The 23,638-nt window shown below is 36.2% G+C and carries 28 protein-coding genes; 22 read left to right on the top strand and 6 right to left on the bottom strand.

Going from position 1 to position 23,638, the window contains the following annotated elements:
• Positions 1–4: 4 nt before the first annotated feature.
• From aroE to PF272_RS00805, 3 genes are all read left to right on the top strand, one after another.
• Entirely contained in the window at positions 5–829 is an 825-nt protein-coding gene (aroE, locus tag PF272_RS00795; RefSeq protein WP_271141281.1) for a shikimate dehydrogenase, read from the top strand.
• A 183-nt stretch (positions 830–1,012) separates the two neighbouring features.
• Positions 1,013–1,390: a hypothetical protein gene (locus tag PF272_RS00800; RefSeq protein WP_271141282.1), complete on the top strand. Its 378-nt coding sequence runs from the start codon at positions 1,013–1,015 to the stop codon at positions 1,388–1,390.
• Positions 1,391–1,416: 26 nt separating this feature from the next.
• Positions 1,417–1,818, top strand: a complete 402-nt coding sequence (locus PF272_RS00805) for a hypothetical protein (protein WP_271141283.1) — start codon at positions 1,417–1,419, stop codon at positions 1,816–1,818.
• Positions 1,819–1,963: 145 nt separating this feature from the next.
• On the opposite strand, the gene PF272_RS00810 is transcribed toward PF272_RS00805, so the two are convergent.
• The 6 genes from PF272_RS00810 to fmt all read right to left on the bottom strand — a co-directional run bounded on the left by PF272_RS00810 (position 1,964) and on the right by fmt (position 8,138).
• The gene (locus PF272_RS00810; protein ID WP_271141284.1) at positions 1,964–2,494 is read right to left on the bottom strand and encodes a TIGR00645 family protein; all 531 of its coding nucleotides are present in this window, start codon (positions 2,492–2,494) and stop codon (positions 1,964–1,966) included.
• 15 nt (positions 2,495–2,509) lie between these two features.
• Complete coding sequence (gene mscL, locus PF272_RS00815) at positions 2,510–2,911, bottom strand: large-conductance mechanosensitive channel protein MscL (RefSeq protein ID WP_065234962.1); 402 nt, start codon at positions 2,909–2,911, stop codon at positions 2,510–2,512.
• Positions 2,912–3,011: 100 nt separating this feature from the next.
• Positions 3,012–4,454, bottom strand: coding sequence for a TrkH family potassium uptake protein (locus tag PF272_RS00820; protein ID WP_271141285.1), 1,443 nt, complete (start codon positions 4,452–4,454; stop codon positions 3,012–3,014).
• 14 nt (positions 4,455–4,468) lie between these two features.
• Positions 4,469–5,845: a Trk system potassium transporter TrkA gene (gene trkA, locus PF272_RS00825; RefSeq protein ID WP_065234960.1), complete on the bottom strand. Its 1,377-nt coding sequence runs from the start codon at positions 5,843–5,845 to the stop codon at positions 4,469–4,471.
• 11 nt (positions 5,846–5,856) lie between these two features.
• Complete coding sequence (gene rsmB, locus PF272_RS00830; RefSeq protein WP_271141295.1) at positions 5,857–7,176, bottom strand: 16S rRNA (cytosine(967)-C(5))-methyltransferase RsmB; 1,320 nt, start codon at positions 7,174–7,176, stop codon at positions 5,857–5,859.
• A 2-nt stretch (positions 7,177–7,178) separates the two neighbouring features.
• Positions 7,179–8,138, bottom strand: a complete 960-nt coding sequence (fmt, locus tag PF272_RS00835) for a methionyl-tRNA formyltransferase (protein WP_271141286.1) — start codon at positions 8,136–8,138, stop codon at positions 7,179–7,181.
• A gap of 192 nt (positions 8,139–8,330) precedes the next feature.
• Between fmt and ftsB the strand changes: the two genes are divergently transcribed.
• From ftsB to PF272_RS00930, 19 genes are all read left to right on the top strand, one after another.
• Positions 8,331–8,612 carry a cell division protein FtsB gene (gene ftsB, locus PF272_RS00840; RefSeq protein WP_065234957.1) on the top strand — a complete coding sequence of 94 codons (282 nt, stop codon included), beginning with the start codon at positions 8,331–8,333 and terminating at the stop codon, positions 8,610–8,612.
• 17 nt (positions 8,613–8,629) lie between these two features.
• Positions 8,630–9,322 carry a 2-C-methyl-D-erythritol 4-phosphate cytidylyltransferase gene (ispD, locus tag PF272_RS00845; protein WP_082985631.1) on the top strand — a complete coding sequence of 231 codons (693 nt, stop codon included), beginning with the start codon at positions 8,630–8,632 and terminating at the stop codon, positions 9,320–9,322.
• A gap of 2 nt (positions 9,323–9,324) precedes the next feature.
• On the top strand, positions 9,325–9,807 hold the full coding sequence (gene ispF / locus PF272_RS00850; protein ID WP_271141287.1) for a 2-C-methyl-D-erythritol 2,4-cyclodiphosphate synthase: 483 nt from the start codon (positions 9,325–9,327) through the stop codon (positions 9,805–9,807).
• A gap of 36 nt (positions 9,808–9,843) precedes the next feature.
• Positions 9,844–10,584, top strand: a complete 741-nt coding sequence (surE, locus tag PF272_RS00855; protein WP_065238948.1) for a 5'/3'-nucleotidase SurE — start codon at positions 9,844–9,846, stop codon at positions 10,582–10,584.
• Between the two features lie 6 nt (positions 10,585–10,590).
• Positions 10,591–11,217, top strand: coding sequence for a protein-L-isoaspartate(D-aspartate) O-methyltransferase (locus PF272_RS00860; protein WP_065234953.1), 627 nt, complete (start codon positions 10,591–10,593; stop codon positions 11,215–11,217).
• Entirely contained in the window at positions 11,214–11,789 is a 576-nt protein-coding gene (locus tag PF272_RS00865; protein WP_271141288.1) for a YqaA family protein, read from the top strand. The genes PF272_RS00860 and PF272_RS00865 overlap by 4 nt, the downstream gene beginning before the upstream one ends.
• A gap of 19 nt (positions 11,790–11,808) precedes the next feature.
• Complete coding sequence (nlpD, locus tag PF272_RS00870; RefSeq protein WP_271141289.1) at positions 11,809–13,008, top strand: murein hydrolase activator NlpD; 1,200 nt, start codon at positions 11,809–11,811, stop codon at positions 13,006–13,008.
• 129 nt (positions 13,009–13,137) lie between these two features.
• A complete protein-coding gene (mioC, locus tag PF272_RS00875) occupies positions 13,138–13,587 on the top strand; it encodes an FMN-binding protein MioC (RefSeq protein ID WP_271141290.1) in 450 nt (149 codons plus the stop codon).
• A 384-nt stretch (positions 13,588–13,971) separates the two neighbouring features.
• Entirely contained in the window at positions 13,972–15,861 is a 1,890-nt protein-coding gene (gene mnmG / locus PF272_RS00880; RefSeq protein WP_271141291.1) for a tRNA uridine-5-carboxymethylaminomethyl(34) synthesis enzyme MnmG, read from the top strand.
• A 7-nt stretch (positions 15,862–15,868) separates the two neighbouring features.
• Positions 15,869–16,498 (top strand): 16S rRNA (guanine(527)-N(7))-methyltransferase RsmG, encoded by a 630-nt coding sequence (gene rsmG, locus PF272_RS00885; protein ID WP_065234948.1) that lies wholly within the window; start codon positions 15,869–15,871, stop codon positions 16,496–16,498.
• Positions 16,499–16,715: 217 nt separating this feature from the next.
• Entirely contained in the window at positions 16,716–17,051 is a 336-nt protein-coding gene (locus tag PF272_RS00890; RefSeq protein WP_245174231.1) for an ATP synthase subunit I, read from the top strand.
• 31 nt (positions 17,052–17,082) lie between these two features.
• Positions 17,083–17,892 (top strand): F0F1 ATP synthase subunit A, encoded by an 810-nt coding sequence (gene atpB / locus PF272_RS00895; protein WP_065234946.1) that lies wholly within the window; start codon positions 17,083–17,085, stop codon positions 17,890–17,892.
• A gap of 56 nt (positions 17,893–17,948) precedes the next feature.
• The gene (gene atpE, locus PF272_RS00900) at positions 17,949–18,203 is read left to right on the top strand and encodes a F0F1 ATP synthase subunit C (RefSeq protein WP_013746002.1); all 255 of its coding nucleotides are present in this window, start codon (positions 17,949–17,951) and stop codon (positions 18,201–18,203) included.
• Positions 18,204–18,260: 57 nt separating this feature from the next.
• Entirely contained in the window at positions 18,261–18,731 is a 471-nt protein-coding gene (gene atpF, locus PF272_RS00905) for a F0F1 ATP synthase subunit B (protein ID WP_065234945.1), read from the top strand.
• Between the two features lie 12 nt (positions 18,732–18,743).
• The gene (gene atpH, locus PF272_RS00910; RefSeq protein WP_271141292.1) at positions 18,744–19,277 is read left to right on the top strand and encodes a F0F1 ATP synthase subunit delta; all 534 of its coding nucleotides are present in this window, start codon (positions 18,744–18,746) and stop codon (positions 19,275–19,277) included.
• Positions 19,278–19,289: 12 nt separating this feature from the next.
• Positions 19,290–20,831 carry a F0F1 ATP synthase subunit alpha gene (gene atpA, locus PF272_RS00915; RefSeq protein ID WP_271141293.1) on the top strand — a complete coding sequence of 514 codons (1,542 nt, stop codon included), beginning with the start codon at positions 19,290–19,292 and terminating at the stop codon, positions 20,829–20,831.
• 27 nt (positions 20,832–20,858) lie between these two features.
• Complete coding sequence (atpG, locus tag PF272_RS00920; RefSeq protein ID WP_271141294.1) at positions 20,859–21,725, top strand: F0F1 ATP synthase subunit gamma; 867 nt, start codon at positions 20,859–20,861, stop codon at positions 21,723–21,725.
• A 20-nt stretch (positions 21,726–21,745) separates the two neighbouring features.
• Positions 21,746–23,119 carry a F0F1 ATP synthase subunit beta gene (gene atpD, locus PF272_RS00925; RefSeq protein WP_065234941.1) on the top strand — a complete coding sequence of 458 codons (1,374 nt, stop codon included), beginning with the start codon at positions 21,746–21,748 and terminating at the stop codon, positions 23,117–23,119.
• A 38-nt stretch (positions 23,120–23,157) separates the two neighbouring features.
• Complete coding sequence (locus PF272_RS00930; protein WP_065234940.1) at positions 23,158–23,583, top strand: F0F1 ATP synthase subunit epsilon; 426 nt, start codon at positions 23,158–23,160, stop codon at positions 23,581–23,583.
• Positions 23,584–23,638: the final 55 nt, after the last annotated feature.

A 23,638-nucleotide genomic window follows, 5' to 3' on the forward strand; every position in this document is an offset into this window, starting at 1 on the left:
CATTATGCAACAACATCATTATGCCGTTTGGGGAAACCCCATTGCTCAAAGTAAATCGCCACTTATTCATCACCTTTTTTCTCAACAAACTGGAAAACAACTCACCTATGTTGCTGAACTAGGCGATTTAACTCAATTTGAACAACAACTTATTCAATTCTTTCAACAGGGTGCGAATGGTTGTAATATCACGGCACCATTTAAAGAGCGAGCATTTCAATTAGCCCACCATCACAGTGAACGTTGTCAGTTAGCTCAAGCGTGCAATACATTAAAACGAATGGAAGATGGTTCACTTTATGCCGATAATACCGATGGTGCTGGTTTAGTTACTCATCTCCAACAGTTAAATTGGCTGCAACCTAATCAACAGATTTTATTGCTTGGTACAGGTGGCGCTACAAAAGGTGTACTGTATCCCTTACTACAAGCACAGCAAAAAATCACATTAGCAAATCGCACCTTAGAAAAGGCAATCCATTTAGTAGATAAATTTGCTCCGTTTGGAGAGATTACAGCCACCACCCTGGAACAAATACCGAATCAAACGTTTGATTTAGTCATTAACGCCACTTCTAGCGGTTTACATGGTCAAGTAGCGCCTGTTGCCGATCATGTTTTACAACAATGTACTCACGTATATGATATGCAATATTCTGCAAACGGCGTGACACCATTCATTCAACATTGCCAAAATTTAAATATTCAACAATGCAGTGATGGCTTAGGGATGCTCGTTGCTCAAGCAGCTCACGCTTTCTTGCTTTGGGAAGAGGTTATGCCTGAAATTTCACAATTACTGGCGAATAGAGAATGGTTAAAATCGTAATTTGAAGGGTATTTTACTTTTTAGCCGTTTCAATAATTAATATCAGCAGGGTCTGATAATTGACTTGTATTGTTATAAACAATATTTCAGACCCTAGTAATTTGGTAATGATTGAATTTTTTGTCCTATATACAGTTTTCCCCAATTTTATTGAAATCCTATCTCAATTAGGGAGTAATTAATATGAAAAAATTTTTAATCCTTATTTGTGGTTTTATTCTAGCCGGATGTATATATGACCGTGGTTGCTTTAGGCCATTAATAGAAACAGTAGCTACACAATGTGAAGAAACAGGAACATTATTTCCTCTTATTGCAGGTTATCAAAAACCTGAAACATTAGGAAAAACTGATTCAAATAAAAGATGGAATGATTGGGTAAGTTGTGGTGGGAAATATGGCGATATTAATATAGATTATTATCCTCAAAATTATAAATTAAATGGCAAATTTTATACTGGATTACGTCAATGTATGCTTGAAAAAGGATATATATTCTTACCACCAGCTCAATGTGGCTATCAAGAACCTAAATATAATACAGGAAAATGTAATTTATAAATAAAAATAACAGGAATAAATCCATAATGAAGTACATAGTTTTTATTATTTGTTTCTTATTATCAGGATGTTATTTAGCAAATGGCTCACCTAGTGAAAGTACATTTTGGATTAAAAATCAGCTCCGTATATCAAAAATAGATAATAAAAAATGTCAAAAAATTGTATTAGACTCTTATTTTCCCATTAAGGATAAAGAAAGACTTATATATTTAGATGAAAAGTCTCAAAAAATTGGGCAAATAGAATTTATGAAAAATAAATCTGAATATGAAGAATATTCAATTTTATTGGAGCGTGGGTTTTCATTAATGAGAAAATGTTATTATGACCTAGGCTACCGTTTTAAAGCTCCATTATATTGGTGCTTAGCCCAAGATGGTGACAACACTAAAGTTTGTATGGAAAATATGAAATACAGGAATTAATAAAGATAGCAGAATATTATTTAGCAATAAATTTCTCTTAAAACCTACCCTTCATTTAATTAATAAAATGATCTTTTATCTTTTAACAAAGATAGTAGATAAAAAAACCCTCCGACTGAAGAATCAAGTTCGGAGGATTTTTCTATTAATGATTTTTATGCGTCGTGCTATACAATATTTTATCCGTATAAGCGACCGCAAGTGCAGAAGCTAAGAAACCTAAATGGAGGAATAATTGCCACATAATTTGTTTTTCTGGCAAGTTCCCTGCATTAATAAAGGTTTGTAGCATATGAATAGATGAAATACTGATAATCGCCATTGATAATTTAATTTTTAATACTGAGGCATTAACGTGATCTAGCCATTCTGGCTGATCTGGGTGATTATCTGTATTTAATTTGGATACAAAGGTTTCATATCCACCCACTAACACCATCACCAATAAATTCGCAATCATTACTACATCAATCAGATTTAACACCGCTAACATAATCGTGTTTTCATCCATTTGGTTAAGATTTACCACTAAATGCCATAATGATTTTAAAAATTTATAAGCATAAACAATTTGAACAACAATTAATCCTAAATAAATAGGTAATTGTACCCAACGGCTAGCAAAAATAATTCTTGCTATTAAATTTGGTTGTACTGATGGTTGTGTATTCTGCATAAAATCCTTAATTAATTATTTATTTTTTAATAAATCACGAATTTCAGTTAATAATTTTTCTTCTGCTGATGGTTCAGCTGGTTTTGGCTCTTCAGCTGGTTTTTCACGTTTTAATTTATTCATCGCTTTAATCGCAACAAAAATAGCAAATGCAATAATTACGAAATCAAAAACGGTTTGGATAAACATACCATAATTTAATGTAACAGCCGGAATATCACCAACTGGACCACGTAATATAATTTTCAAATCTTTAAAATCGACGCCGCCCACTAATAATCCAATAATTGGCATTGCGATATCAGCAACTAATGAACTTACAATTTTACCAAATGCACCGCCGATGATAACCCCGACAGCCATATCAACCACATTGCCACGCATAGCAAATTCACGAAACTCTTTCAAAAAACTCATATTATTTCTCCTAAATTTAATGTTAAAAAAGTGTGCTAATTATATTTTTATTATTAGATTCATACAATTTTTTTTACAAAAAAATTTTTTTGATAACATTTTATTTCTTCCAGAAGTGTGGGAATAACAAGACTAAAATAGTCATAATTTCTAAGCGTCCTAATAACATCCCAATAATCATTAACCATTTTGCAAAAGTTGGAATAGTAGAAAAGTTACCCGAAGCACCTACTTGATTGCCATATCCTGGGCCAACGTTACCAATGGATGTTGCTGCCGAACTCCACGCACTTTGAAAATCCATTCCAGAGATTCCCATTAAAACAGCCAAAATCGCCATAATCATAAAATAACTAAAAATAAAACCAACAATACCGAATACTGTTTCACTCGAAACAACATGGCGATTGTAATGTACAGCAGAAATACTATTTGGATGGATTAATCTTAATATTTGATGTTTTAAAACCTGGAACATAATTTGGAAACGGAATATTTTTATTCCCCCCGTAGTTGAACCTGAACAACCTCCTAAAATAAAAGCAACTGTAAATACCATTGTTGTTGTTGCAGTCCAAGTATCAAAATTACCTAAGCTAAAACCACACGTAGACATAATATTAATTAAATTAAAAAAGGCATAACGCAAACTATCTTGCCAATTAAATACGCCTTCATAGTTTAACCATACTGCAGAAAATAAGCCGACCAATAACACAAAAATAGAAAATCCCATTAATTGTTGGTCACGAAATAAGACAAAAATATTACGGCGATGAAGCGACTGTACCATTAATAAAAATGGCAATGATCCTAAAAACATAAATAAAGTACAAATCCATTGAGTTATGCTATTAAATTCACTCATTGATCCGCTACGGGTAGAAAATCCTCCAGTAGAAATGGTAGTGAAAGCATGATTAATCGCATCAAAAAAATCCATTTCCGACCACATATAAGCCAATAAACAGGCTACTGTCAGAAATACATAAATTTGAATAATACTTTTTGCCACATCTCGTGCTTGCGGCAAAATTTTATCGGATTTATCTGATGATTCTGTGCGGAATAGCGTCATTCCACCAACATTTAAAAATGGCAAAATCGCTACTGCCATCACAATAAACCCTAAGCCTCCCATCCACTGTAATGTTGAACGCCACATTAATAATGCAGGCGATGTATCACTCACATCCACAATAATGCTAGAACCTGTGGTTGTTAGCCCAGATACTGTTTCAAAATAAGCATCTGTAAAACTAAAATCACTAATAACAATGAAAGGCAATGCACTGAATACACAACTAATTAACCATATTAATGTTGTGAGTAATAGCATATCTTTAACACGTAATCGCATATCCTGTGGTTTTTTACGCGTTAAAATAAAGGAAACAAAATGTGTAATCCCAATACAAATTAAAAAACCGACTAAGCCTTCCCCATTGTGAAAAAAAGTCACAATTAATGGAATAATCATTAGCCAAGCAATTTTAGACAACACAGATCCCAAAATATAAAGTATAAATGGACGATTAAACATTGTTGCATCCTACCTTAAATAAAGAATGGGCTTGGTTGGAACAGCTTCTCAATTTCAGCAATGTTCTTTTTATCTTGTAAAAATAAGATCACATGATCCTCTTCTTGAATAGTTAAATCATGTGTTGCAATTAACACTTCACCACGGCGACAAACTGCCCCAATAATGACACCTTGTGGCAATTTTAAACGATTTAATGGTCGCCCAATAACTTGTGAAGTTTGTTCATTTCCATGTGCGATAATCTCGATTGCTTCTGACAAACCTCGGCGTAATACCGTAACATTCACGATATCCCCTTTTCGCACATAACTTAATAGCGCAGAAATTGTTGCTTGTTGTGGCGAAATCGCAATATCAATGGTCCCGCCTTGCACCAAGTGTAAATAGGCAATACGTTGAATTAATGAAATCGCTTTTTTGGTACCTAAACGTTTTGCCAATAAAGACGCCATAATATTGGCTTCATCATCACTGGTTAAAGCTATAAACGCATCAATATTTTCAATATGTTCTTCAAATAAAAAACTTTGATCTGAAGCATCAGCACAAAAAACAATTGTTTTTGAAAGTTTTTCAGCTAAAAACTCTGCCCGTTTTTGATTACGTTCAACCAATTTGACACTGTAATCATTTTCTAAAGTTTTAGCTAAACCAGACCCCACATTACCGCCACCAACAATCATAATCCGACGATAATTTTTCTCTAAACGTTGTAATTCACTCATTACCGCACGTAAATGTTGGCTAGCACAAATAAAGGTTACTTCATCACCTGCTTCAATAATGGTTGAACCTTGTGGACGAATGACTTTATCTTGTCGCCAAATTGACACTATACGTGCATCAATATGGGGTAAATGATCTTGTAAGGTTGAAATTGAATAACCGACTAATGGCCCACCATAGTAGGCTTTGACTACTGCCAAACTAACAAGATCATCGGCAAAATTTGCTACCTGTAATGTTCCCGGATAATTTACCAAACGAGCAATGTCTTCAATGACTAACTGTTCTGGTGAAATAATATGATCAATAGGAATCACATCACTTTTAAATAACTTTTCTCTTTCGCGAATATATTCAGCGTTACGAATACGAGCAATTTTAGTCGGAATTTTAAATAGGGTATAAGCGACCTCACAGGCAATCATATTCACTTCATCAGAACTGGTAACCGCGACTAACATATCGGCATCTGTTGCCCCAGCTTCACGTAATGTTCTTGGTGAAGACGCATTACCATGTACTACACGCAAATCGTGTTTATCTTGCAGTTGATTTAAACGATCTGCATCATTATCAACCAGCGTAATTTCATTATCTTCACTGACTAAGTTTTCAGCTAATGTGCCACCAACTTGTCCTGCACCTAAAATGATAATTTTCACGATTTTTACCTTTAGCTTTGTTTAATAAGTTTTGCATAAAAGAAACCATCACCACTCTTCTGTGCTGGGAAACACTGATAACCAAATCCAGTATCAATTCCCGTTGTTTCTAGATGGAGAGGAACTAATTTTGCATCTGAATGTGTTGCTAAAAACTGTTGAATTTGCTGGCTATTTTCTTCTGGCAAAATAGAACAAGTTGCATACAACAAAACGCCGTTTACTTTTAAACGCTGCCATAGCACATTTAAAATTTTCTGTTGCAATGCAGCTAACTGCTCAATATCACTTTGTTGTCGTAACCATTTAATATCAGGATGACGGCGAATAACTCCCGTTGCGGAACAAGGTGCATCTAATAAAATGCGATCAAAGAGTATTCCTGCCTCTAACCACTGATCTGGCTGACTGGCATCGCCACAAATAATCTCTGCTTGTTGATTTAAGCGTTTTAAATTCTCTGATACGCGTTGTAAGCGCCCTTGCTCTACATCCAAAGCAATAACATTTGCCGTTGGTGCAATTTCTAAAATATGTGTCGTTTTACCGCCTGGTGCCGCACAGGCATCCAAAATCAATTCACCATTTTTTGGTTCAAGCAGCTCACCAGCCCATTGTGCATGGCGATCTTGTACACTTACCCAACCTTCTGCAAAATGTGGTAACTGCTCAACACTCACTGCTTTTTCTAAACAAAGTGCTGTTTTTGGCAATGCAATTTCACTCGCAATTTGTTGAGCATTTAATAACGCTTGATACTCGGTTTGTGTCGTATGTTGTTGATTAACCCGCAGCCACATTGGCGGTTTGAGATTATTCTCATCCACAATTTGTCGCCAATGTTCAGGATAATGTTGTTTTAATAAATTCACTAACCATTCAGGATGTAATGTTTGCCAATGCTTATCTACAACCGCCAAAATCGCCTCTTGCTCTCGTAAAAAACGCCGCATCACCCCATTTACTAAACCGCGAAAACTTTCTGCTTTTACTGATTTTGTGGCATTAACTACTTCATCCACCGCCGCATGGGCTGGAATTCGGGTATATAGCAACTGATATAACCCCACTAATAACAAACAGTGAACAATTCGCGTTTTACCTTTTAATGGTTTAGTCACTAATTGCTGAATAATACGTTCTAAACGGGGCAATACTCGGCAGATGCCAAAACAAACCTCTTGTAATAACGCAACATCTTGTGATTTTACTTGCTGTTGCGCCATAGGTAATAAAGAGGAAAGTGATTTTCCTTGATCCAAAACTTGTAATATCACTTCCGCCATTACCGCACGTAATGTTACTTTTTTCCCTGAATCTTGTTGTTTCATCATTATTCACTTACCCGCTGACCAATGACAAACCACTCACTGCGTCCATTTAATAAATCTTGTGCTGACATTGGTTTCTTACCTGCTGGTTGTAACAAGGTTAAATTTAACACGCCCTCTGCAGTTGCAATTTGAATCCCTTGTTTATTTGCTTGAATAATCGTACCAGCTGCAACCTCTTGATGAGGCAGTACATTTGCTTGATAAACTTTTAATGTTTGTGTTTGTTGTTGGCTATCTTTGACTTCAAACCAACTAATAGGCCAAGGATTAAACGCTCGAATACAACGCTCTAATTGTGCTGCGGAAAGAGTCCAATCTAATTTCGCTTCTTCTTTACTTAATTTCTCCGCATAATTGCTTAATTGATCTTGTTGTACTTCTGGTAAATATTTACCTTCTTCTAAATGATCCAACACTTCAATTAATGCTTGTGGTCCTAACTCAGCTAACTTGGCATATAAAGATGCTGACGTTTCATCCGTAGCTATTGGACAAGTAACTTTATATAACATATCGCCTGTATCTAATCCTTCGTCCATTTGCATAATGGTTACGCCACTTTGTTGATCTCCAGCCCAAATTGCACGTTGAATTGGTGCGGCCCCACGCCAACGCGGCAATAAAGATCCATGCACATTTAAGCAACCTAAGCGAGGTGTTTCCAATACAGCCTTAGGTAAAATTAAGCCATACGCAACCACTACCATAACATCAGCATCAATTTGTTGGAGTTGTTGTTGAGCTTCTGTTTTACGTAATGATTTTGGTTGATATACCGGTAAATTGTGTGCTAACGCGAGTTGTTTTACAGGACTTGGTTGTAATTTTTTACCTCGACCAGCGGGTTTATCTGGTTGAGTATAAATAGCAACAACTTGATGTTGCGATGATAAAAGTGCTTGCAAATGTTGTGCAGCAAAATCTGGTGTTCCAGCAAAAATAATCTTCAACGGTTTCATAAATTCACAACCAATACTTAGAATAATTGAATAATAAACAAGCCAATTATCTTACCTTAGGGCTTGATCAAAGAAAAGTGAACAATCTGTACTCTGTTTTGTTCTAACACAAATTTAATAATAAATAGTTTGTTTTCTTTTATTTCAAGGTAAACTATGTGCCACTAAATTTTACTTAGGCTTTTATTTTTCATGCGTTTATTAGTTGTCGGTTTATTTTGCTTATTATTAATTGCTCTATATAACTTCTGGTTTGGCGATTCTGGTTATAGAACCTATCAACAAACTCAAGTAGAGATTGCTGAACAAAAAGTAAAAAATGAGAAACAAAGCCAATTAAACCAAGAAGCAAAAGCAGAAACCCAAGATTTGAAACAAGGTTTTTCTGCGGTTGAAGAAAGAGCAAGAATTAATTACGAGATGGTTAAACCAAACGAAACCTTTTATCGAATTTTAAAATCAGAAAAACAATGAGTACAGATTCATCCCAAATAACACGACGTATTTTTGCGATTGTGCCTGCTGCAGGTATTGGTACTCGTATGCAGTCTGATCGTCCAAAACAATATCTTTCCTTATTAGGAAAAACCATCTTACAACATACTTTAGAAAAATTATTAAACTATCCTGTAATTGAGAAAATTATTGTGGCAGTAGCAAAAGATGATCCCTATTTAATTCATTTTCCATTAAAAGATCATCAAAAAATTCAATGGGTTATTGGTGGAGAAACTCGAGATCAATCTGTATTGAATGCATTAAACGCAATTACAGAACAAGATGTTTGGGTAATGGTTCATGATGCTGCAAGACCCTGTATTACCCATCAAGATTTAGATAAGTTATTACAAATTACTGATCAAAGTGGTGCAATTTTGGCGAAGCCTGTTGTTGATACAATAAAAAAAGCGTTTCCTACTACAACAGTCATCGAAAAAACAGAAGATCGGTCACAGTTATGGCACGCTCTCACACCACAATTTTTTCCTGCCGTACGATTAAAAAACGCATTAATCTCGGCAACACAGCAGGGACTTACTGTTACTGATGAGGCTTCAGCGCTTGAATTAGTTGGTGAACATCCACGATTAGTTGCTGGACGAAGTGATAATCTAAAGATTACTCGTCCTGAAGATTTAGCCTTAGCTGAATTTTATCTACTTCAACAACAAAAAGAGTTTTAAACATGATAAGAATTGGACATGGTTTTGACGTTCATGCATTTACTGATGATGGTAAAGGCTTTGTGATCATTGGTGGGGTAAAAATTCCTTATCCAAAAAGTTTACTTGCCCATTCTGATGGCGATGTTGCTTTACACGCTTTAACTGATGCGTTATTAGGTGCCGCTGCATTAGGTGATATTGGAAAGCTTTTTCCTGATACTGATATGACTTATAAAGGCGCCAATAGTCGTCTTTTATTAATTGAAGCATTTCGCCAAATTCAACAACTGGGATACCAAATTGGTAATGTAGATGTCACTATCATTGCTCAAGCACCAAAAATGCGTCCTTATATTGATCAAATGCGGGCGAATATTGCGGAAGATTTACAGTGCGATATTTCTCAAGTAAATGTTAAAGCAACGACAACTGAAAAATTAGGTTTTACTGGTCGAGGCGAAGGTATTGCTTGTGAAGCTGTTGCTCTAATCATTAAGCAATAACGTGTTCTATTCATAGAAATAATAGGAGCTGAAATAATGAATATTTTATTAAGTAATGATGATGGAATTCATGCTGAAGGCATTCAAACTTTAGCGACATATCTACGCAAAATCGCTAATGTCATTGTTGTGGCTCCCGATCGTAACCGTAGTGCAGCCTCTTCTTCTCTCACGTTAATAGAACCATTACGTCCAAGATTACTGGATAATGGGGATTATTGTGTTAATGGCACACCAGCTGATTGTGTTTATTTAGCAATGAATCATTTACTTTCAGGTAAGATTGATCTTGTCGTTTCAGGTATCAATGCTGGCGTGAATTTAGGTGATGATATTTTATATTCTGGTACTGTTGCCGCAGCTTTTGAAGGTCGCCATTTAGGATTACCTGCGATAGCCGTTTCACTTGATGGCAGACAGCATTACGAAACAGCAGCACAAATTGTCTGTGAATTAATTCCTAAATTACACTCAAACATTTTGCCTAAAAGAGAGATCTTAAATATCAATGTGCCAGATATTCCTTACGATCAACTGAAGGGGATTAAAGTAACCACTTTAGGATACAGATCAAGCGAAGGCGAAATTATTAAACAAACTGATCCTCGAGGAGAATCAATTTATTGGTTAGGTTTATCGAGCCTACCAGAACATGCTGGTGACGGAACAGATTTCCATGCAGTTGCGAATGGATATGTTTCAATTACGCCTATCCAAGCTGATATGACGGCACATCATTCATTAAAAGCTGTGCAAGATTGGTTAAATCTAGGATAAAACACTATGTCCGTTGAGCAACAACGTTTGGTAAATGAACTTTATCATCGAGGAATTACAGATGAGGCTGTTTTACGTGCAATGTATGAAATTCCTCGCCCATTCTTTGTTGAGGAAATTTTTAGTAAACATAGTTATGAAGATATGCCTTTACCGATTGGTGAAGGGCAAACCATTTCTCAACCTTATGTCGTCGCCAAAATGACTTGTTTACTTGCATTACAACCAACGGACAAAGTTTTAGAAATTGGTACAGGTAGCGGTTATCAAACCGCTATTTTAGCTAAACTGGTTCAGCACGTTTTTAGTATTGAAAGAATTAAAAAATTACAATGGCGTGCGATGCACCGCTTTAAAAAACTTGATCTACATAATATTCGTTTAAAACACGGTGATGGTTGGGAAGGGCTTAAAGGTCATGCTCCTTTTGATGCCATTATCGTTACTGCTGCACCTTCACAAGTTCCCCCAGCCTTGTTAGAGCAACTCGCTGATGGTGGACGCCTAGTATTACCTGTTGGTGATGAAAATTACCAAGTATTACAACGTATTACTCGTATTAAAGACAAATATAAAGTCGAAAATATAGAGGAAATTAAATTTGTACCTCTAGTTAAGGGAGATATTCTATGAATTTGTTTGGTCGTTTATATGACAAAACAATGAAATGGTCAAAACACCAATTTGCATTTTATTGGTTATTATTTGTAAGTTTTATCGAAGCTATTTTTTTCCCAATTCCTCCTGACGTAATGTTAGTTCCTATGTCAATGTCAAAACCCCAAAAAGCATTACACTATGCAATTTATTGTGGTTTGGCTTCAACTATTGGTGGTATGTTAGGTTATGCAATAGGGCATTATGCTTTTGATTTAATTAAAGATTATATCACTACTTTAGGATACCAATCGCATTGGGATACTGCGGTTTCTTGGTTTGAACGCTGGGGAATTTTAGTGGTCTTTGTTGCGGGATTTTCGCCAATTCCATATAAAGTATTCACAATTTGTGCTGGTGTGATGAATATGGCTTTCCTACCTTTTGTTGCTACCGCATTCGTTTCTCGTACAGCAAGATTTATTCTTGTTGCCAAATTATCTGCTTGGGGTGGAGAACGTTTTGCTGCTCAATTACGCAATTATATTGAAATCATTGGCTGGGCCGTTGTAGTATTAGCAGTCTGTGCCTACTTCCTCTTGAAATAATCATTTAATAGGAATACTTATGAAACAATCTTTTTTACTTCTTCCTGTGCTTGCAGCCATTCTTGCTGGCTGTAGTAGTAATAATTCTGCACCTGTTGAAGATGCAGACGGAACCTTAACGCCGGGAATTATGCAATCTGTTGGAAATGACAGTAATTCAACTTGGGAACCACAAGTACAACAACAACAAATGCCAACAGATATGATGGCAACACCGGCAGCAACGCCAACCCAACAACAACCTGTAACTCAACCACAACCAACTTATCAACAACCTGCACCTGCCGCAGCACCAGTAGCTACACCAAAACCTGTAGCAACACCTGTTCCAGCTGCAAAACAACAAGTTTCTCAAGATTTTACAATTCCAAGAAATCCGCAAACTAATGCGCCTGACTACAGTAAAATTGATAAAGGATTCTATAAAGGTTCAACTTATACCGTTCGTAAAGGCGATACAATGTTCTTGATTGCTTATATCTCTGGTATGGATGTACGTGATCTTGCTGCATTAAATAATATTCCTGAACCTTACAAATTAAGTGTAGGACAAACATTAAAAGTTAATAATAGTACAGCAGCAACATCAGCTTCTGCACCTGCACCAACTCATTCAGCACCAGCAGCTGCAGCTCAACCACAGCAACCAGCAGTGACTTATACACCTGGTCCTAATGGTACTGCTTACGGCTCAGACGGTACTATTGTTGGTCCGATTAAATCAACTGCTGGTGTAGCACCTACAACCGCAACTAATTCTGTAAATACAGTTCCTGTTACTGCGGAACCAGCAGCACCAGTAAGCCAACCAGTTACTACAATGCCAGCTGCAACCACTAATAATAGTAATATCACTTGGATCTGGCCAACCAAAGGTAATGTTATCCAAGGATTTTCTAATAGTGATGGTGGTAATAAAGGGATTGATATCGGCGGATCACGTGGACAAGCCGTTTATGCTGCTGCTCCAGGTCGTGTAGTTTATGCTGGTAATGCTTTAAGAGGTTATGGTAACTTGATCATTATTAAACATAATGATGATTATCTTAGTGCCTATGCTCACAACGAAACGATCTTAGTTAAAGATCAGCAACAAGTTACTGCTGGTCAACAGATCGCTAAAATGGGAAGCTCTGGAACTAATAGTGTAAAACTTCACTTTGAAATTCGTTATAAAGGTAAATCAGTTAATCCAACCACTTACTTACCAAGAAACTAATTTCTCATTTTTAAAACGGTATCTTCAAGATGCCGTTTTTTATTGCCTTAATGAAATTCCTTTTACTTCTTTTCTACTTTTCCGCTACCATAGATTTATTCTTAGTATTATTAAATTTAAGGAACTCTTATGACGTCTATTTGTATTATTACAGGGAGCACTTTAGGCGGTGCTGAATACTTAGCTGAACATATCGATGATTGTTTACAACAACACGGCTTTTCTACTCGTATTTTTCATGGTCCTGAGTTAAATCAGGTGATCGAGGATAAAATTTGGTTAGTTGTTACCTCTACACATGGTGCTGGCGATTTACCAGATAATCTACAACCTTTATTTGAACAATTAGCTGAAGATCGACCTGATTTAAGTACTTTACGTTTTGCTGTTGTTGGTTTGGGAAATAGTGACTACGACACTTTCTGTTTTGCAGTAGATCGTGTAGAAAAAAGCTTAATTGATCTAAAAGCAACTCAACTTTGCCCTTCATTAAGGATCGATGTTTTATCCACTAATGATCCAGATAAAGATGCTGAAATTTGGTTACCTTCACTACTAGATCAGCTTAAAAATGATTAAATAATCCACACGATCCTCTGTGGATAACTTGCTTATTTTCCGTTATAAAAACTGTTTTTTTCTTGAATATAATATTGGATCTTTTTTAACCTGTGGATAACTAATCATTTTATCCACAAGAAAGATCACTTTAATCTAGCTGATCTTAACAAACAAAAAAAGATCCTAACTCATTAAGATCTATTAAGAAAATAGCTTTCTCCACAAGGATCTCGCGATCTATTAATAACAATAATAAAAAGATCTCTATATAAAGATCTTATATTACTTTTTGCGATCTTTTTTAAGATCCACCATAAAATTAACTTTTAACAGATCTTAATTTTTCGGTTAAAATAGCTCGATTTTTTTACCACTCTATAGATTTCAATTTTTAGGTTTTTTATGTTTTATCCAAATAACTATGATGTCATTGTTGTTGGAGGCGGACATGCGGGTACAGAAGCCGCTCTCGCACCAGCAAGAATGGGATTAAGAACATTATTAATTACACATAATATAGATACTTTAGGACAAATGTCTTGTAACCCTGCTATTGGTGGGATTGGTAAAGGCCACTTAGTAAAAGAGATCGATGCACTCGGTGGCTTGATGGCTCATGCTACTGATAAAGCTGGGATCCAATTCAGAACATTAAATAGCAGTAAAGGGCCTGCGGTACGTGCAACTCGTGCTCAAGCTGATCGTGTTTTATATCGCCAAGCAGTAAGAACAGCTCTTGAAAATCAACCTAATTTAGATCTTTTCCAACAAGAAGTAACAGATATTTTAATTGAAAATGGTCATGTTACAGGTGTTACAACTAAAATGGGTCTGACTTTCAAAGCAAAAGTGGTGGTATTAACAGCAGGGACTTTCTTAGCAGGTAAGATCCATATTGGTTTAGATAATTATGAAGGTGGTCGTGCTGGTGATCCTGCATCAGTACGTTTAGCAGAACGTTTACGAGATCTTGATTTACGTGTTGCTCGTTTAAAAACAGGAACACCTCCTCGTCTAGATGCGCGTACAATTGATTTTTCTGTATTAAAACAACAACATGGAGATGAAATTCTTCCTGTATTTTCTTATATGGGAAGTGTTGATGAGCATCCACAACAAGTACCTTGTTACATCACGCATACCAATTTAAAAACGCACGATATTATCCGATCTAACTTAGATCGCAGCCCAATGTACACAGGGATCATTGAAGGAGTAGGACCTCGTTATTGTCCTTCGATCGAAGATAAAGTTATGCGTTTTGGTGATCGCAATGGGCATCAGATCTTTTTAGAGCCAGAAGGATTAACCAGTAATGAGATCTATCCAAATGGGATCTCAACAAGTTTGCCATTTGATGTACAAATGGGGATCGTAAATTCAATGCAAGGTTTAGAAAATGCAAGGATCGTGAAACCGGGTTATGCTATTGAGTACGATTACTTTGATCCAAGAGATCTCAAACCTTCATTAGAAACAAAAGCGATCAATGGTTTATTCTTTGCTGGTCAGATCAATGGTACAACAGGTTATGAGGAAGCTGCAGCACAAGGTATTTTAGCGGGATTAAATGCAGGGTTGCATGTCCAAGATAAAGAAGCTTGGTATCCTCGCCGTGATCAAGCTTATATCGGAGTTTTAGTTGATGATCTTTGTACACTTGGTACAAAAGAACCTTATCGAGTCTTTACCTCTCGTGCTGAATATCGTTTATTGTTACGTGAAGATAATGCAGATATTCGTTTGACAGCAATTGGTAGAGAATTAGGCTTGGTTGATGATGCGCGTTGGGCAAGATTTAATCAAAAATTAGAAAATATTGAATTAGAGCGTCAACGTTTAAGACAGATTTGGATTCATCCACGTTCAGAATATTTAGCAGAAGTTAATGCGGCATTAAATTCACCATTAATGCGAGAAGCTAGTGGTGGGGATCTTTTACGTCGTCCAGAAATGACTTATGAGAAATTATGTACTTTAACGCCATTCCAGCCTGCGATGGCAGATAAAGAAGCGGTAGAACAAGTAGAAATTTCAATTAAGTATCAAGGCTATATTGAACATCAAAATGAAGAAATTGAGCGTCATAAACGACACGAAAATACTTTAATTCCAGCACATTTTGATTATTCTGCGGTAATTGGCTTATCAAATGAAGTAAGAGCGAAGCTTGAACAACATAAACCAGTATCGATTGGACAAGCTTCTCGTATTTCTGGAATTACGCCCGCTGCGATTTCAATTTTATTAGTTTATTTGAAAAAGCAAGGTATGCTTAAGCGTGGAGAATAACAACAGTATGTTACTTGGCAAATTAACGCAATTATTGGCACAAGCTAACATTTCTCTACCCGATCAGCAAAAAGCTCAACTAGTGAAGCTAGTTGAGCTTTTACATAAATGGAATAAGGCTTATAACCTGACTTCTGTGCGTGATCCTGAAGAGATGTTGGTTAAACATATTTTAGATAGTTTAGTGGTTAGCCCTTATTTACAAGGTGAACGATTTATTGATGTTGGTACAGGCCCTGGCTTACCTGGCTTACCTTTGGCGATTATCAATCCAGATAAACAATTTTATTTATTAGATAGTTTAGGTAAAAGAATTCGTTTTATCCGTAATGCAATTCGAGAATTAGGATTAACGAATGTAGAACCTGTTCTAAGTCGAGTGGAAGAGTATCAACCAGAACAAAAATTTGATGGTGTCTTAAGTCGGGCATTTGCATCTTTACAGGATATGGCGGAGTGGTGTCAGCATTTACCAAGTGAAAAAGGTATTTTTTATGCTTTAAAAGGACAATACCAAGAAGATGAAGTAAAAATGTTAAATGATAATTTTCAAATTATTGATGTTATTAAATTAACTGTGCCTGAACTGGTGGGTGAAAGACACTTAATTTGCTTAAAATCTGTAGCAAAAATTTAACAAAAAAGTACATAGCGGCTCAAAAGTTAAAATTTTTCTTAAAAATGTTAAGTTTGTAACACTTTTATAGTATTAAATTGATTGCATAAAATAGAACACCTCGTATAATTGATGGTGTTTGAAAGGGCTATGGCTCTTGTATTTAGTAGTAAGTGTCTAAAATATGTCAATATGGTTTAACCATACTAAAACATTATATAAAAAGGTTTTCATAATAATGGCAGTTTTTATTGCCATTGTTTTTGTTGGATTATATCCATTTCAATCTGTTTATGCTTGGCCTTTTCTATTTGGTGCACTAATTGGCTTAATTCCACAAATCTTATTTGTTGGCTTTTTGCTGTTTAGAGGATTAAATACGCCTCAAGCAAACAAGATTAAAGTGTTATATCAAGCGGAAATTTTTAAAGTTTGTATAACAATTTTGTTTTTTGTGATGTTGTTTGTCATAGATAAAACAATTTCACCATTAGGTCTATTCGGTGGTTATTTTGGTGTAATCATTTTGAATAACCTATTGCTATTTATTTTGAGAAATAGCAATTTAACTTAATCAGCATTTTAACAAATCAGTAGGAACAAATATGTCTGCAGAAGGTTCAACTCTCACTTCTATGGAATATATAAACCACCACCTAGGTAATTTAAAAGCGGGTGAAGGTTTCTGGTCATTCCATTTCGATACCCTTTTATTTTCTGTTATTTGCGGTGTAGCATTTTTATATATTTTTTATCGTGTTGCACAAAACGTTACCACAGGAAAACCAACGAAATTACAAGCTGCTGTAGAGATTTTGGTTGAATGGATCAACGGTATTGTGACAGAAAACTTTCATGGTAGCCGTAATGTAGTCGCACCATTAGCATTAAGTATTTTTGTATGGGTATTCTTAATGAATACTATCGACTTAGTTCCTGTTGATTATTTACCTAAATTAGCTGCGATTTTATCTGGAGACGATCATATTCATCTTCGTGCAGTACCTACAACAGATATGAACTTAACCTTTGCTTTAGCATTAGGTGTTTTTGTTCTGATTATTTATTACACAATCAAGTCTAAAGGTGTAAGTGGTTTTGTTAAAGAATACACAATGCATCCATTTAATCATTGGGCTTTAATCCCGGTTAACCTTATTCTTGAGTCTGTAACCTTACTTTCTAAACCAGTATCGTTATCTTTGCGTTTATTCGGAAATATGTATGCTGGTGAATTAATCTTTATTTTGATTGCTGTGATGTATTCAGCCAATATGGTAGTTGCTGCAATGGGGATTCCATTACAAATTATTTGGGCAATTTTCCACATTTTAGTTGTTACATTACAAGCATTTATATTCATGATGTTAACCGTGGTTTATTTAAGTATTGCTTATAATAAATCTGAACATTAATTGTTTTTTTAACCTCAGCATTTTTGCTGTTATCTTTAACCAAACTGGAGAAAAATATGGAAACTGTAATTAGTGCAACAATTATCGCTGCATCTATCATGTTCGCTTTTGCTGCTTTAGGTACCGCTATTGGTTTCGGTATCTTAGGGGGTAAATACTTAGAATCAGCAGCTCGTCAACCTGAGTTAGCAAACTCTTTATTGACCAAAATGTTCATTGTTGCTGGTTTACTTGATGCGATTGCGATGATTGCGGTAGGTATCGGTTTATACTTTGCGTTCGCAAACCCATTCGTTTCATTGTTAGGTTAATACATAACGGATTACTCTGTTATAGAGTAAATCACCAACTTCAATAGGAGGTCCGTTGTGAATATCAACGCAACATTAATTGGACAAACAATAGCCTTTATCATCTTTGTATGGTTTTGTGTGAAATATGTTTGGCCACCAATTATTAAAGCTATCGAAGAACGCCAAACTCAAATTGCGAATGCATTGGCAGCAGCTGAAGTAGCGAAAAAAGAACAAGCTGATACTAAAGCATTAATTGAACAAGAAGTAAATGCGGCGAAAACACAAGCTCAATCAATTATTGATGCAGCAAATCGTCGTCGTAATGAAATCTTGGCAGAAGTGCAAACAGAAGCGGAAGCTTTAAAAGCTAAAATTGTTGAACAAGGTTATGCACAAATTGAAGCAGAACGTAAACGTGTTCAAGAAGAATTACGTGTTAAAGTTGCTTCATTAGCCGTTGCGGGAGCTGAAAAAATTGTTGCTCGTAATATTGATGAAGCGGCTAATAATGACATCATTGATAAACTCGTGTCTGAATTATAAGGAAGGTAGGCTATGTCAGAATTTACTACAGTAGCTCGTCCTTATGCGAAAGCGGCTTTTGATTTTGCAATTGAACATGATCAATTAGCTCAGTGGCAAACAATGTTAGGTTTTGCGGCGGCTGTAGTTACTGATGATAGAATGCAAAATCTATTAGTCAGCGATTTATCAGCAACAAAAATTGCCGATGTGATCATTAAAATTTGTGGTGATCAGTTAGATCAATACGGTGAAAATTTCATTCGTATTATGGCTGAAAATAAACGTTTAAATGTATTACCAGCCGTTTTAGCACAATTTAAAGAGTATGTGGATTATTACCAATCAATCACAGAAGTTAATGTTACCTCCGCTTTTCCATTAAGTGATAAGCAACAACAAAATATTATTGCTGCAATGGAAAAAAGGCTTGCTCGTAAAGTTAAATTAAATTGCAATGTGGACAGTACATTAATTGCAGGTGCAGTTATTCGTACCGATGAGTTTGTCATTGATGGAAGTAGTCGTGGTCAAATTGCTCGTTTAGCTAATGAGTTGCAATTGTAAGAGGAAAAAAAGATGCAACTAAATTCTACAGAAATTAGTGAACTGATTAAAAAACGTATTGCCCAGTTTGAAGTCGTTAGCGAAGCACGCAATACTGGCACAATCGTTTCCGTGAATGACGGTATCATCCGTATTCATGGTTTAACTGAAGTAATGCAAGGTGAAATGATTGCATTACCAGATAACCGTTATGCAATCGCATTAAACTTAGAAAGAGATTCAGTTGGTGCGGTGGTAATGGGACCTTATGCAGATTTAGCAGAAGGTATGGAAGTTCAATGTACAGGTCGTATTTTAGAAGTTCCAGTTGGTCGTGGTTTATTAGGTCGTGTTGTTAATACATTAGGCCAACCAATTGATGGAAAAGGTGAAATTGAACATGATGGTTTCTCACCAGTAGAAGTGATTGCACCAGGTGTAATCGATCGTAAATCTGTTGATCAACCTGTACAAACTGGTTATAAAGCTGTTGACTCAATGATTCCAATTGGTCGTGGTCAACGTGAGTTAATTATCGGTGACCGTCAAACCGGTAAAACAGCATTAGCTATTGATGCTATCATTAATCAACGTGATTCAGGTATTAAGTGTGTTTACGTTGCTATTGGTCAAAAAGCATCAACTATTGCTAACGTAGTACGTAAATTAGAAGAACATGGTGCATTAGCAAATACAATTGTTGTTGTTGCATCAGCAGCAGAATCAGCCGCATTACAATATCTTGCGCCATATGCAGGTTGTGCAATGGGTGAATATTTCCGTAATCGTGGTGAAGATGCCTTAATCGTATATGATGATTTATCAAAACAAGCAGTAGCTTATCGTCAAATTTCATTATTATTACGTCGTCCACCTGGACGTGAAGCATTCCCTGGTGATGTGTTCTATTTACACTCTCGTTTACTTGAGCGTGCAGCACGTGTTAATGCTGATTTCGTTGAACGTTTTACTAATGGTGAAGTTAAAGGTAAAACAGGTTCATTAACAGCATTACCAATTATTGAAACACAAGCAGGGGACGTTTCTGCGTTCGTTCCGACAAACGTAATTTCGATTACCGATGGTCAAATCTTCCTTGAAACAAACCTCTTTAACTCAGGTATCCGTCCTGCGGTAAACCCAGGTATTTCTGTTTCTCGTGTAGGTGGTGCAGCACAAACTAAAGTAATGAAGAAATTGTCAGGGGGTATTCGTACTGCTCTTGCACAATATCGTGAGTTAGCAGCGTTTGCACAATTTGCATCAGACTTAGATGATGCAACACGTAAACAACTTTCTCATGGTCAAAAGGTAACTGAATTATTGAAACAAAAACAATATTCACCAATGACCGTTGCTCAACAGTCTTTAGTGTTATTTGCTGTTGAATTTGGTTATTTAGATGATGTAGAGCTTAACCGTATCGGTTCTTTTGAGTCTGCATTATTAGAATATGCTGAAAACAATTACAGTGAATTTATGCAAGAGTTAACAAAGACTGGTAACTATGATGATGCTGTAAAAGATACCTTAAAGGCAATTTTAGACTCATTTAAACAAAACAGTGCATGGTAATTACCAAAGACGTAACGGAGAGATGAAATGGCAGGTGCGAAAGAGATAAGAACCAAAATCGCCAGTGTACAAAGTACACAGAAAATTACTAAGGCGATGGAAATGGTTGCTGCCTCCAAAATGCGTAAAACGCAAGAACGCATGTCTTCTTCACGTCCGTATTCTGACACAATACGTTACGTAATTAGCCATGTATCAAAAGGTAGCATTGGATATAAACACCCTTTCTTAGTCGAAAGAGAAGTAAAGAATGTTGGTTACATTATCGTTTCAACGGATCGTGGATTATGTGGCGGTTTAAATATCAACTTATTTAAACACGTTATGAATGAAATGAAAACGTTTAGTGATAAGGGTGTCGGTGTTCAGCTAAGTTTGATCGGTGCTAAAGGTATTAATTTCTTCCAATCAATGGGCGTAGCTAAAGTGGTTTCTCAAACTTCTGGTATTGGTGATACGCCTTCTGTGGAAGAACTTATCGGTACTGTAAATACAATGGTTGAAGCTTATCGAAATGGAGAGGTTGATGTGGTTTATCTCGTATTTAATAAATTTATTAATACGATGTCGCAAAAACCGACTTTAGAAAGATTACTTCCATTACCTTCATTGGAAAACGATCGTTTACAAAGTGGTATTTGGGATTATATCTATGAGCCAGATCCAAAAGTATTACTTGATAGTTTATTGATTCGTTATATTGAATCACAAGTATATCAAGCAGCAGTAGAAAACTTAGCATCTGAGCAAGCGGCGAGAATGGTAGCAATGAAAGCTGCGACAGATAATGCAGGTAACTTAATTAAAGAGTTACAACTTATCTATAACAAAGCTCGTCAAGCAAGCATCACAAATGAATTAAATGAAATTGTCGCTGGTGCGGCTGCAATTTAAAGTAGATTAGAGGAATGATAATGGCAACTGGAAAAATTGTACAAATCATCGGTGCCGTCATTGACGTTGAGTTTCCACAAGATACAGTGCCAAGAGTGCACGAAGCCTTAAATGTTGAAACAGGGCTTGTACTTGAAGTACAACAACAATTAGGTGGTGGAGTTGTACGTTGTATTGCAATGGGATCTTCAGACGGATTAAAACGTGGATTAACTGTAACTAACACAGGCAGTCCAATTTCTGTACCAGTAGGAACAGAAACATTAGGACGTATTATGAACGTACTTGGTGAACCTATTGATGAAAGAGGTCCAATTGGTGAAAAAGAACGTTGGTCAATCCACCGTGCAGCACCAAGTTATGAAGAACAAGCAAATAGTACAGAATTATTAGAAACAGGTATCAAAGTTATCGACTTAGTTTGCCCATTCGCAAAAGGGGGTAAAGTCGGATTATTCGGTGGTGCTGGTGTAGGTAAGACCGTTAATATGATGGAACTTATCCGTAACATTGCGATTGAGCACTCTGGTTATTCTGTATTCGCTGGGGTAGGTGAACGTACTCGTGAAGGGAACGACTTCTACCACGAAATGCAAGAATCTAACGTATTAGATAAAGTATCTTTGGTTTACGGTCAGATGAATGAGCCACCAGGTAACCGTTTACGTGTTGCGTTAACAGGTTTGACTATGGCGGAAAAATTCCGTGATGAAGGCCGTGACGTACTTTTCTTCGTAGATAATATTTATCGTTATACCCTTGCTGGTACTGAAGTATCTGCGTTACTTGGTCGTATGCCTTCTGCGGTAGGTTATCAACCAACACTTGCAGAAGAAATGGGGGTATTACAAGAACGTATTACTTCAACTAAGACTGGTTCTATCACCTCTATCCAAGCAGTATATGTTCCTGCGGATGACTTAACTGACCCATCTCCAGCAACAACCTTTGCTCACTTGGATGCGACAGTGGTATTAAGCCGTCAAATTGCATCATTAGGGATTTACCCAGCGGTTGACCCATTAGATTCAACTTCACGTCAACTTGATCCACAAGTAGTTGGTCAAGAACACTATGAAGTAGCTCGTGGTGTACAATCAATTTTACAACGCTATAAAGAGTTGAAAGATATTATCGCAATCCTTGGTATGGATGAACTTTCAGAAGAAGATAAATTAGTGGTAGCACGTGCTCGTAAGATCGAACGTTTCTTATCACAACCATTCTTCGTTGCTGAAGTCTTTACAGGATCACCAGGTAAATATGTGCCATTAAAAGAAACAATTCGTGGCTTCAAAGGTATTTTAAGCGGTGAATATGACCATATTCCAGAACAAGCGTTCTATATGGTTGGTTCAATCGATGAAGTATTAGAAAAAGCGAAGAAAATGTAATTGCTCCTAAGGCAAATCACTCGCTAAGGAGATAAATAATGGCAACTTTTAATTTAACTGTTGTAAGTGCGGAACAAAAAATATTTTCAGGTGTTGTTGAAAGTATTCAAGTAACAGGGAGCGAAGGGGAATTAGGAATTCTCGCGGGCCATACTCCATTGTTAACTTCAATTAAGCCGGGTATTGTAAAAATTATGCAACAAGGCAAAGAAGAAGTTATCTATGTGTCTGGTGGTTTCCTTGAAGTTCAACCTGGAAATGTGATTGTATTGGCGGATACTGCTATTCGAGGAGAAGATCTTGATAAAGAACGTATCCTTGCAGCGAAACGTCGTGCAGAAGAAAATATTCGCAGTTCGCATAAAGATGGTAATTATGAGCTTATGGCTTCTAAACTATCGAGAGAACTTGCAAAATTACGTGCTTATGAATTAACAGAAAAAGCAGTGAAAAATAAACGCTAGGTTTAAATATTAGCTTCAAGAAAAGCCAGTTATGTAAATACATAGCTGGCTTTTT

This window comes from Gallibacterium faecale, assembly GCF_027920745.1.
GTDB lineage: Bacteria > Pseudomonadota > Gammaproteobacteria > Enterobacterales > Pasteurellaceae > Gallibacterium > Gallibacterium faecale.

Excerpts from the sequence above, each read along its gene's own strand:
- PF272_RS00820 (WP_271141285.1), bottom strand. The coding sequence starts at position 4,454 with ATGTTTAATCGTCCATTTATACTTTATATTTTGGGATCTGTGTTGTCT.
- atpH (WP_271141292.1), top strand. The coding sequence starts at position 18,744 with ATGTCAGAATTTACTACAGTAGCTCGTCCTTATGCGAAAGCGGCTTTT.
- PF272_RS00860 (WP_065234953.1), top strand. The coding sequence starts at position 10,591 with ATGTCCGTTGAGCAACAACGTTTGGTAAATGAACTTTATCATCGAGGA.
- atpE (WP_013746002.1), top strand. The coding sequence starts at position 17,949 with ATGGAAACTGTAATTAGTGCAACAATTATCGCTGCATCTATCATGTTC.
- mioC (WP_271141290.1), top strand. The coding sequence starts at position 13,138 with ATGACGTCTATTTGTATTATTACAGGGAGCACTTTAGGCGGTGCTGAA.
- aroE (WP_271141281.1), top strand. The coding sequence starts at position 5 with ATGCAACAACATCATTATGCCGTTTGGGGAAACCCCATTGCTCAAAGT.
- atpA (WP_271141293.1), top strand. The coding sequence starts at position 19,290 with ATGCAACTAAATTCTACAGAAATTAGTGAACTGATTAAAAAACGTATT.
- PF272_RS00805 (WP_271141283.1), top strand. The coding sequence starts at position 1,417 with ATGAAGTACATAGTTTTTATTATTTGTTTCTTATTATCAGGATGTTAT.
- ftsB (WP_065234957.1), top strand. The coding sequence starts at position 8,331 with ATGCGTTTATTAGTTGTCGGTTTATTTTGCTTATTATTAATTGCTCTA.
- surE (WP_065238948.1), top strand. The coding sequence starts at position 9,844 with ATGAATATTTTATTAAGTAATGATGATGGAATTCATGCTGAAGGCATT.
- PF272_RS00800 (WP_271141282.1), top strand. The coding sequence starts at position 1,013 with ATGAAAAAATTTTTAATCCTTATTTGTGGTTTTATTCTAGCCGGATGT.
- fmt (WP_271141286.1), bottom strand. The coding sequence starts at position 8,138 with ATGAAACCGTTGAAGATTATTTTTGCTGGAACACCAGATTTTGCTGCA.
- PF272_RS00810 (WP_271141284.1), bottom strand. The coding sequence starts at position 2,494 with ATGCAGAATACACAACCATCAGTACAACCAAATTTAATAGCAAGAATT.
- atpG (WP_271141294.1), top strand. The coding sequence starts at position 20,859 with ATGGCAGGTGCGAAAGAGATAAGAACCAAAATCGCCAGTGTACAAAGT.
- ispF (WP_271141287.1), top strand. The coding sequence starts at position 9,325 with ATGATAAGAATTGGACATGGTTTTGACGTTCATGCATTTACTGATGAT.
- PF272_RS00865 (WP_271141288.1), top strand. The coding sequence starts at position 11,214 with ATGAATTTGTTTGGTCGTTTATATGACAAAACAATGAAATGGTCAAAA.
- atpB (WP_065234946.1), top strand. The coding sequence starts at position 17,083 with ATGTCTGCAGAAGGTTCAACTCTCACTTCTATGGAATATATAAACCAC.
- mscL (WP_065234962.1), bottom strand. The coding sequence starts at position 2,911 with ATGAGTTTTTTGAAAGAGTTTCGTGAATTTGCTATGCGTGGCAATGTG.
- rsmB (WP_271141295.1), bottom strand. The coding sequence starts at position 7,176 with ATGAAACAACAAGATTCAGGGAAAAAAGTAACATTACGTGCGGTAATG.
- PF272_RS00890 (WP_245174231.1), top strand. The coding sequence starts at position 16,716 with ATGGCAGTTTTTATTGCCATTGTTTTTGTTGGATTATATCCATTTCAA.
- rsmG (WP_065234948.1), top strand. The coding sequence starts at position 15,869 with ATGTTACTTGGCAAATTAACGCAATTATTGGCACAAGCTAACATTTCT.
- mnmG (WP_271141291.1), top strand. The coding sequence starts at position 13,972 with ATGTTTTATCCAAATAACTATGATGTCATTGTTGTTGGAGGCGGACAT.
- PF272_RS00930 (WP_065234940.1), top strand. The coding sequence starts at position 23,158 with ATGGCAACTTTTAATTTAACTGTTGTAAGTGCGGAACAAAAAATATTT.
- atpD (WP_065234941.1), top strand. The coding sequence starts at position 21,746 with ATGGCAACTGGAAAAATTGTACAAATCATCGGTGCCGTCATTGACGTT.
- nlpD (WP_271141289.1), top strand. The coding sequence starts at position 11,809 with ATGAAACAATCTTTTTTACTTCTTCCTGTGCTTGCAGCCATTCTTGCT.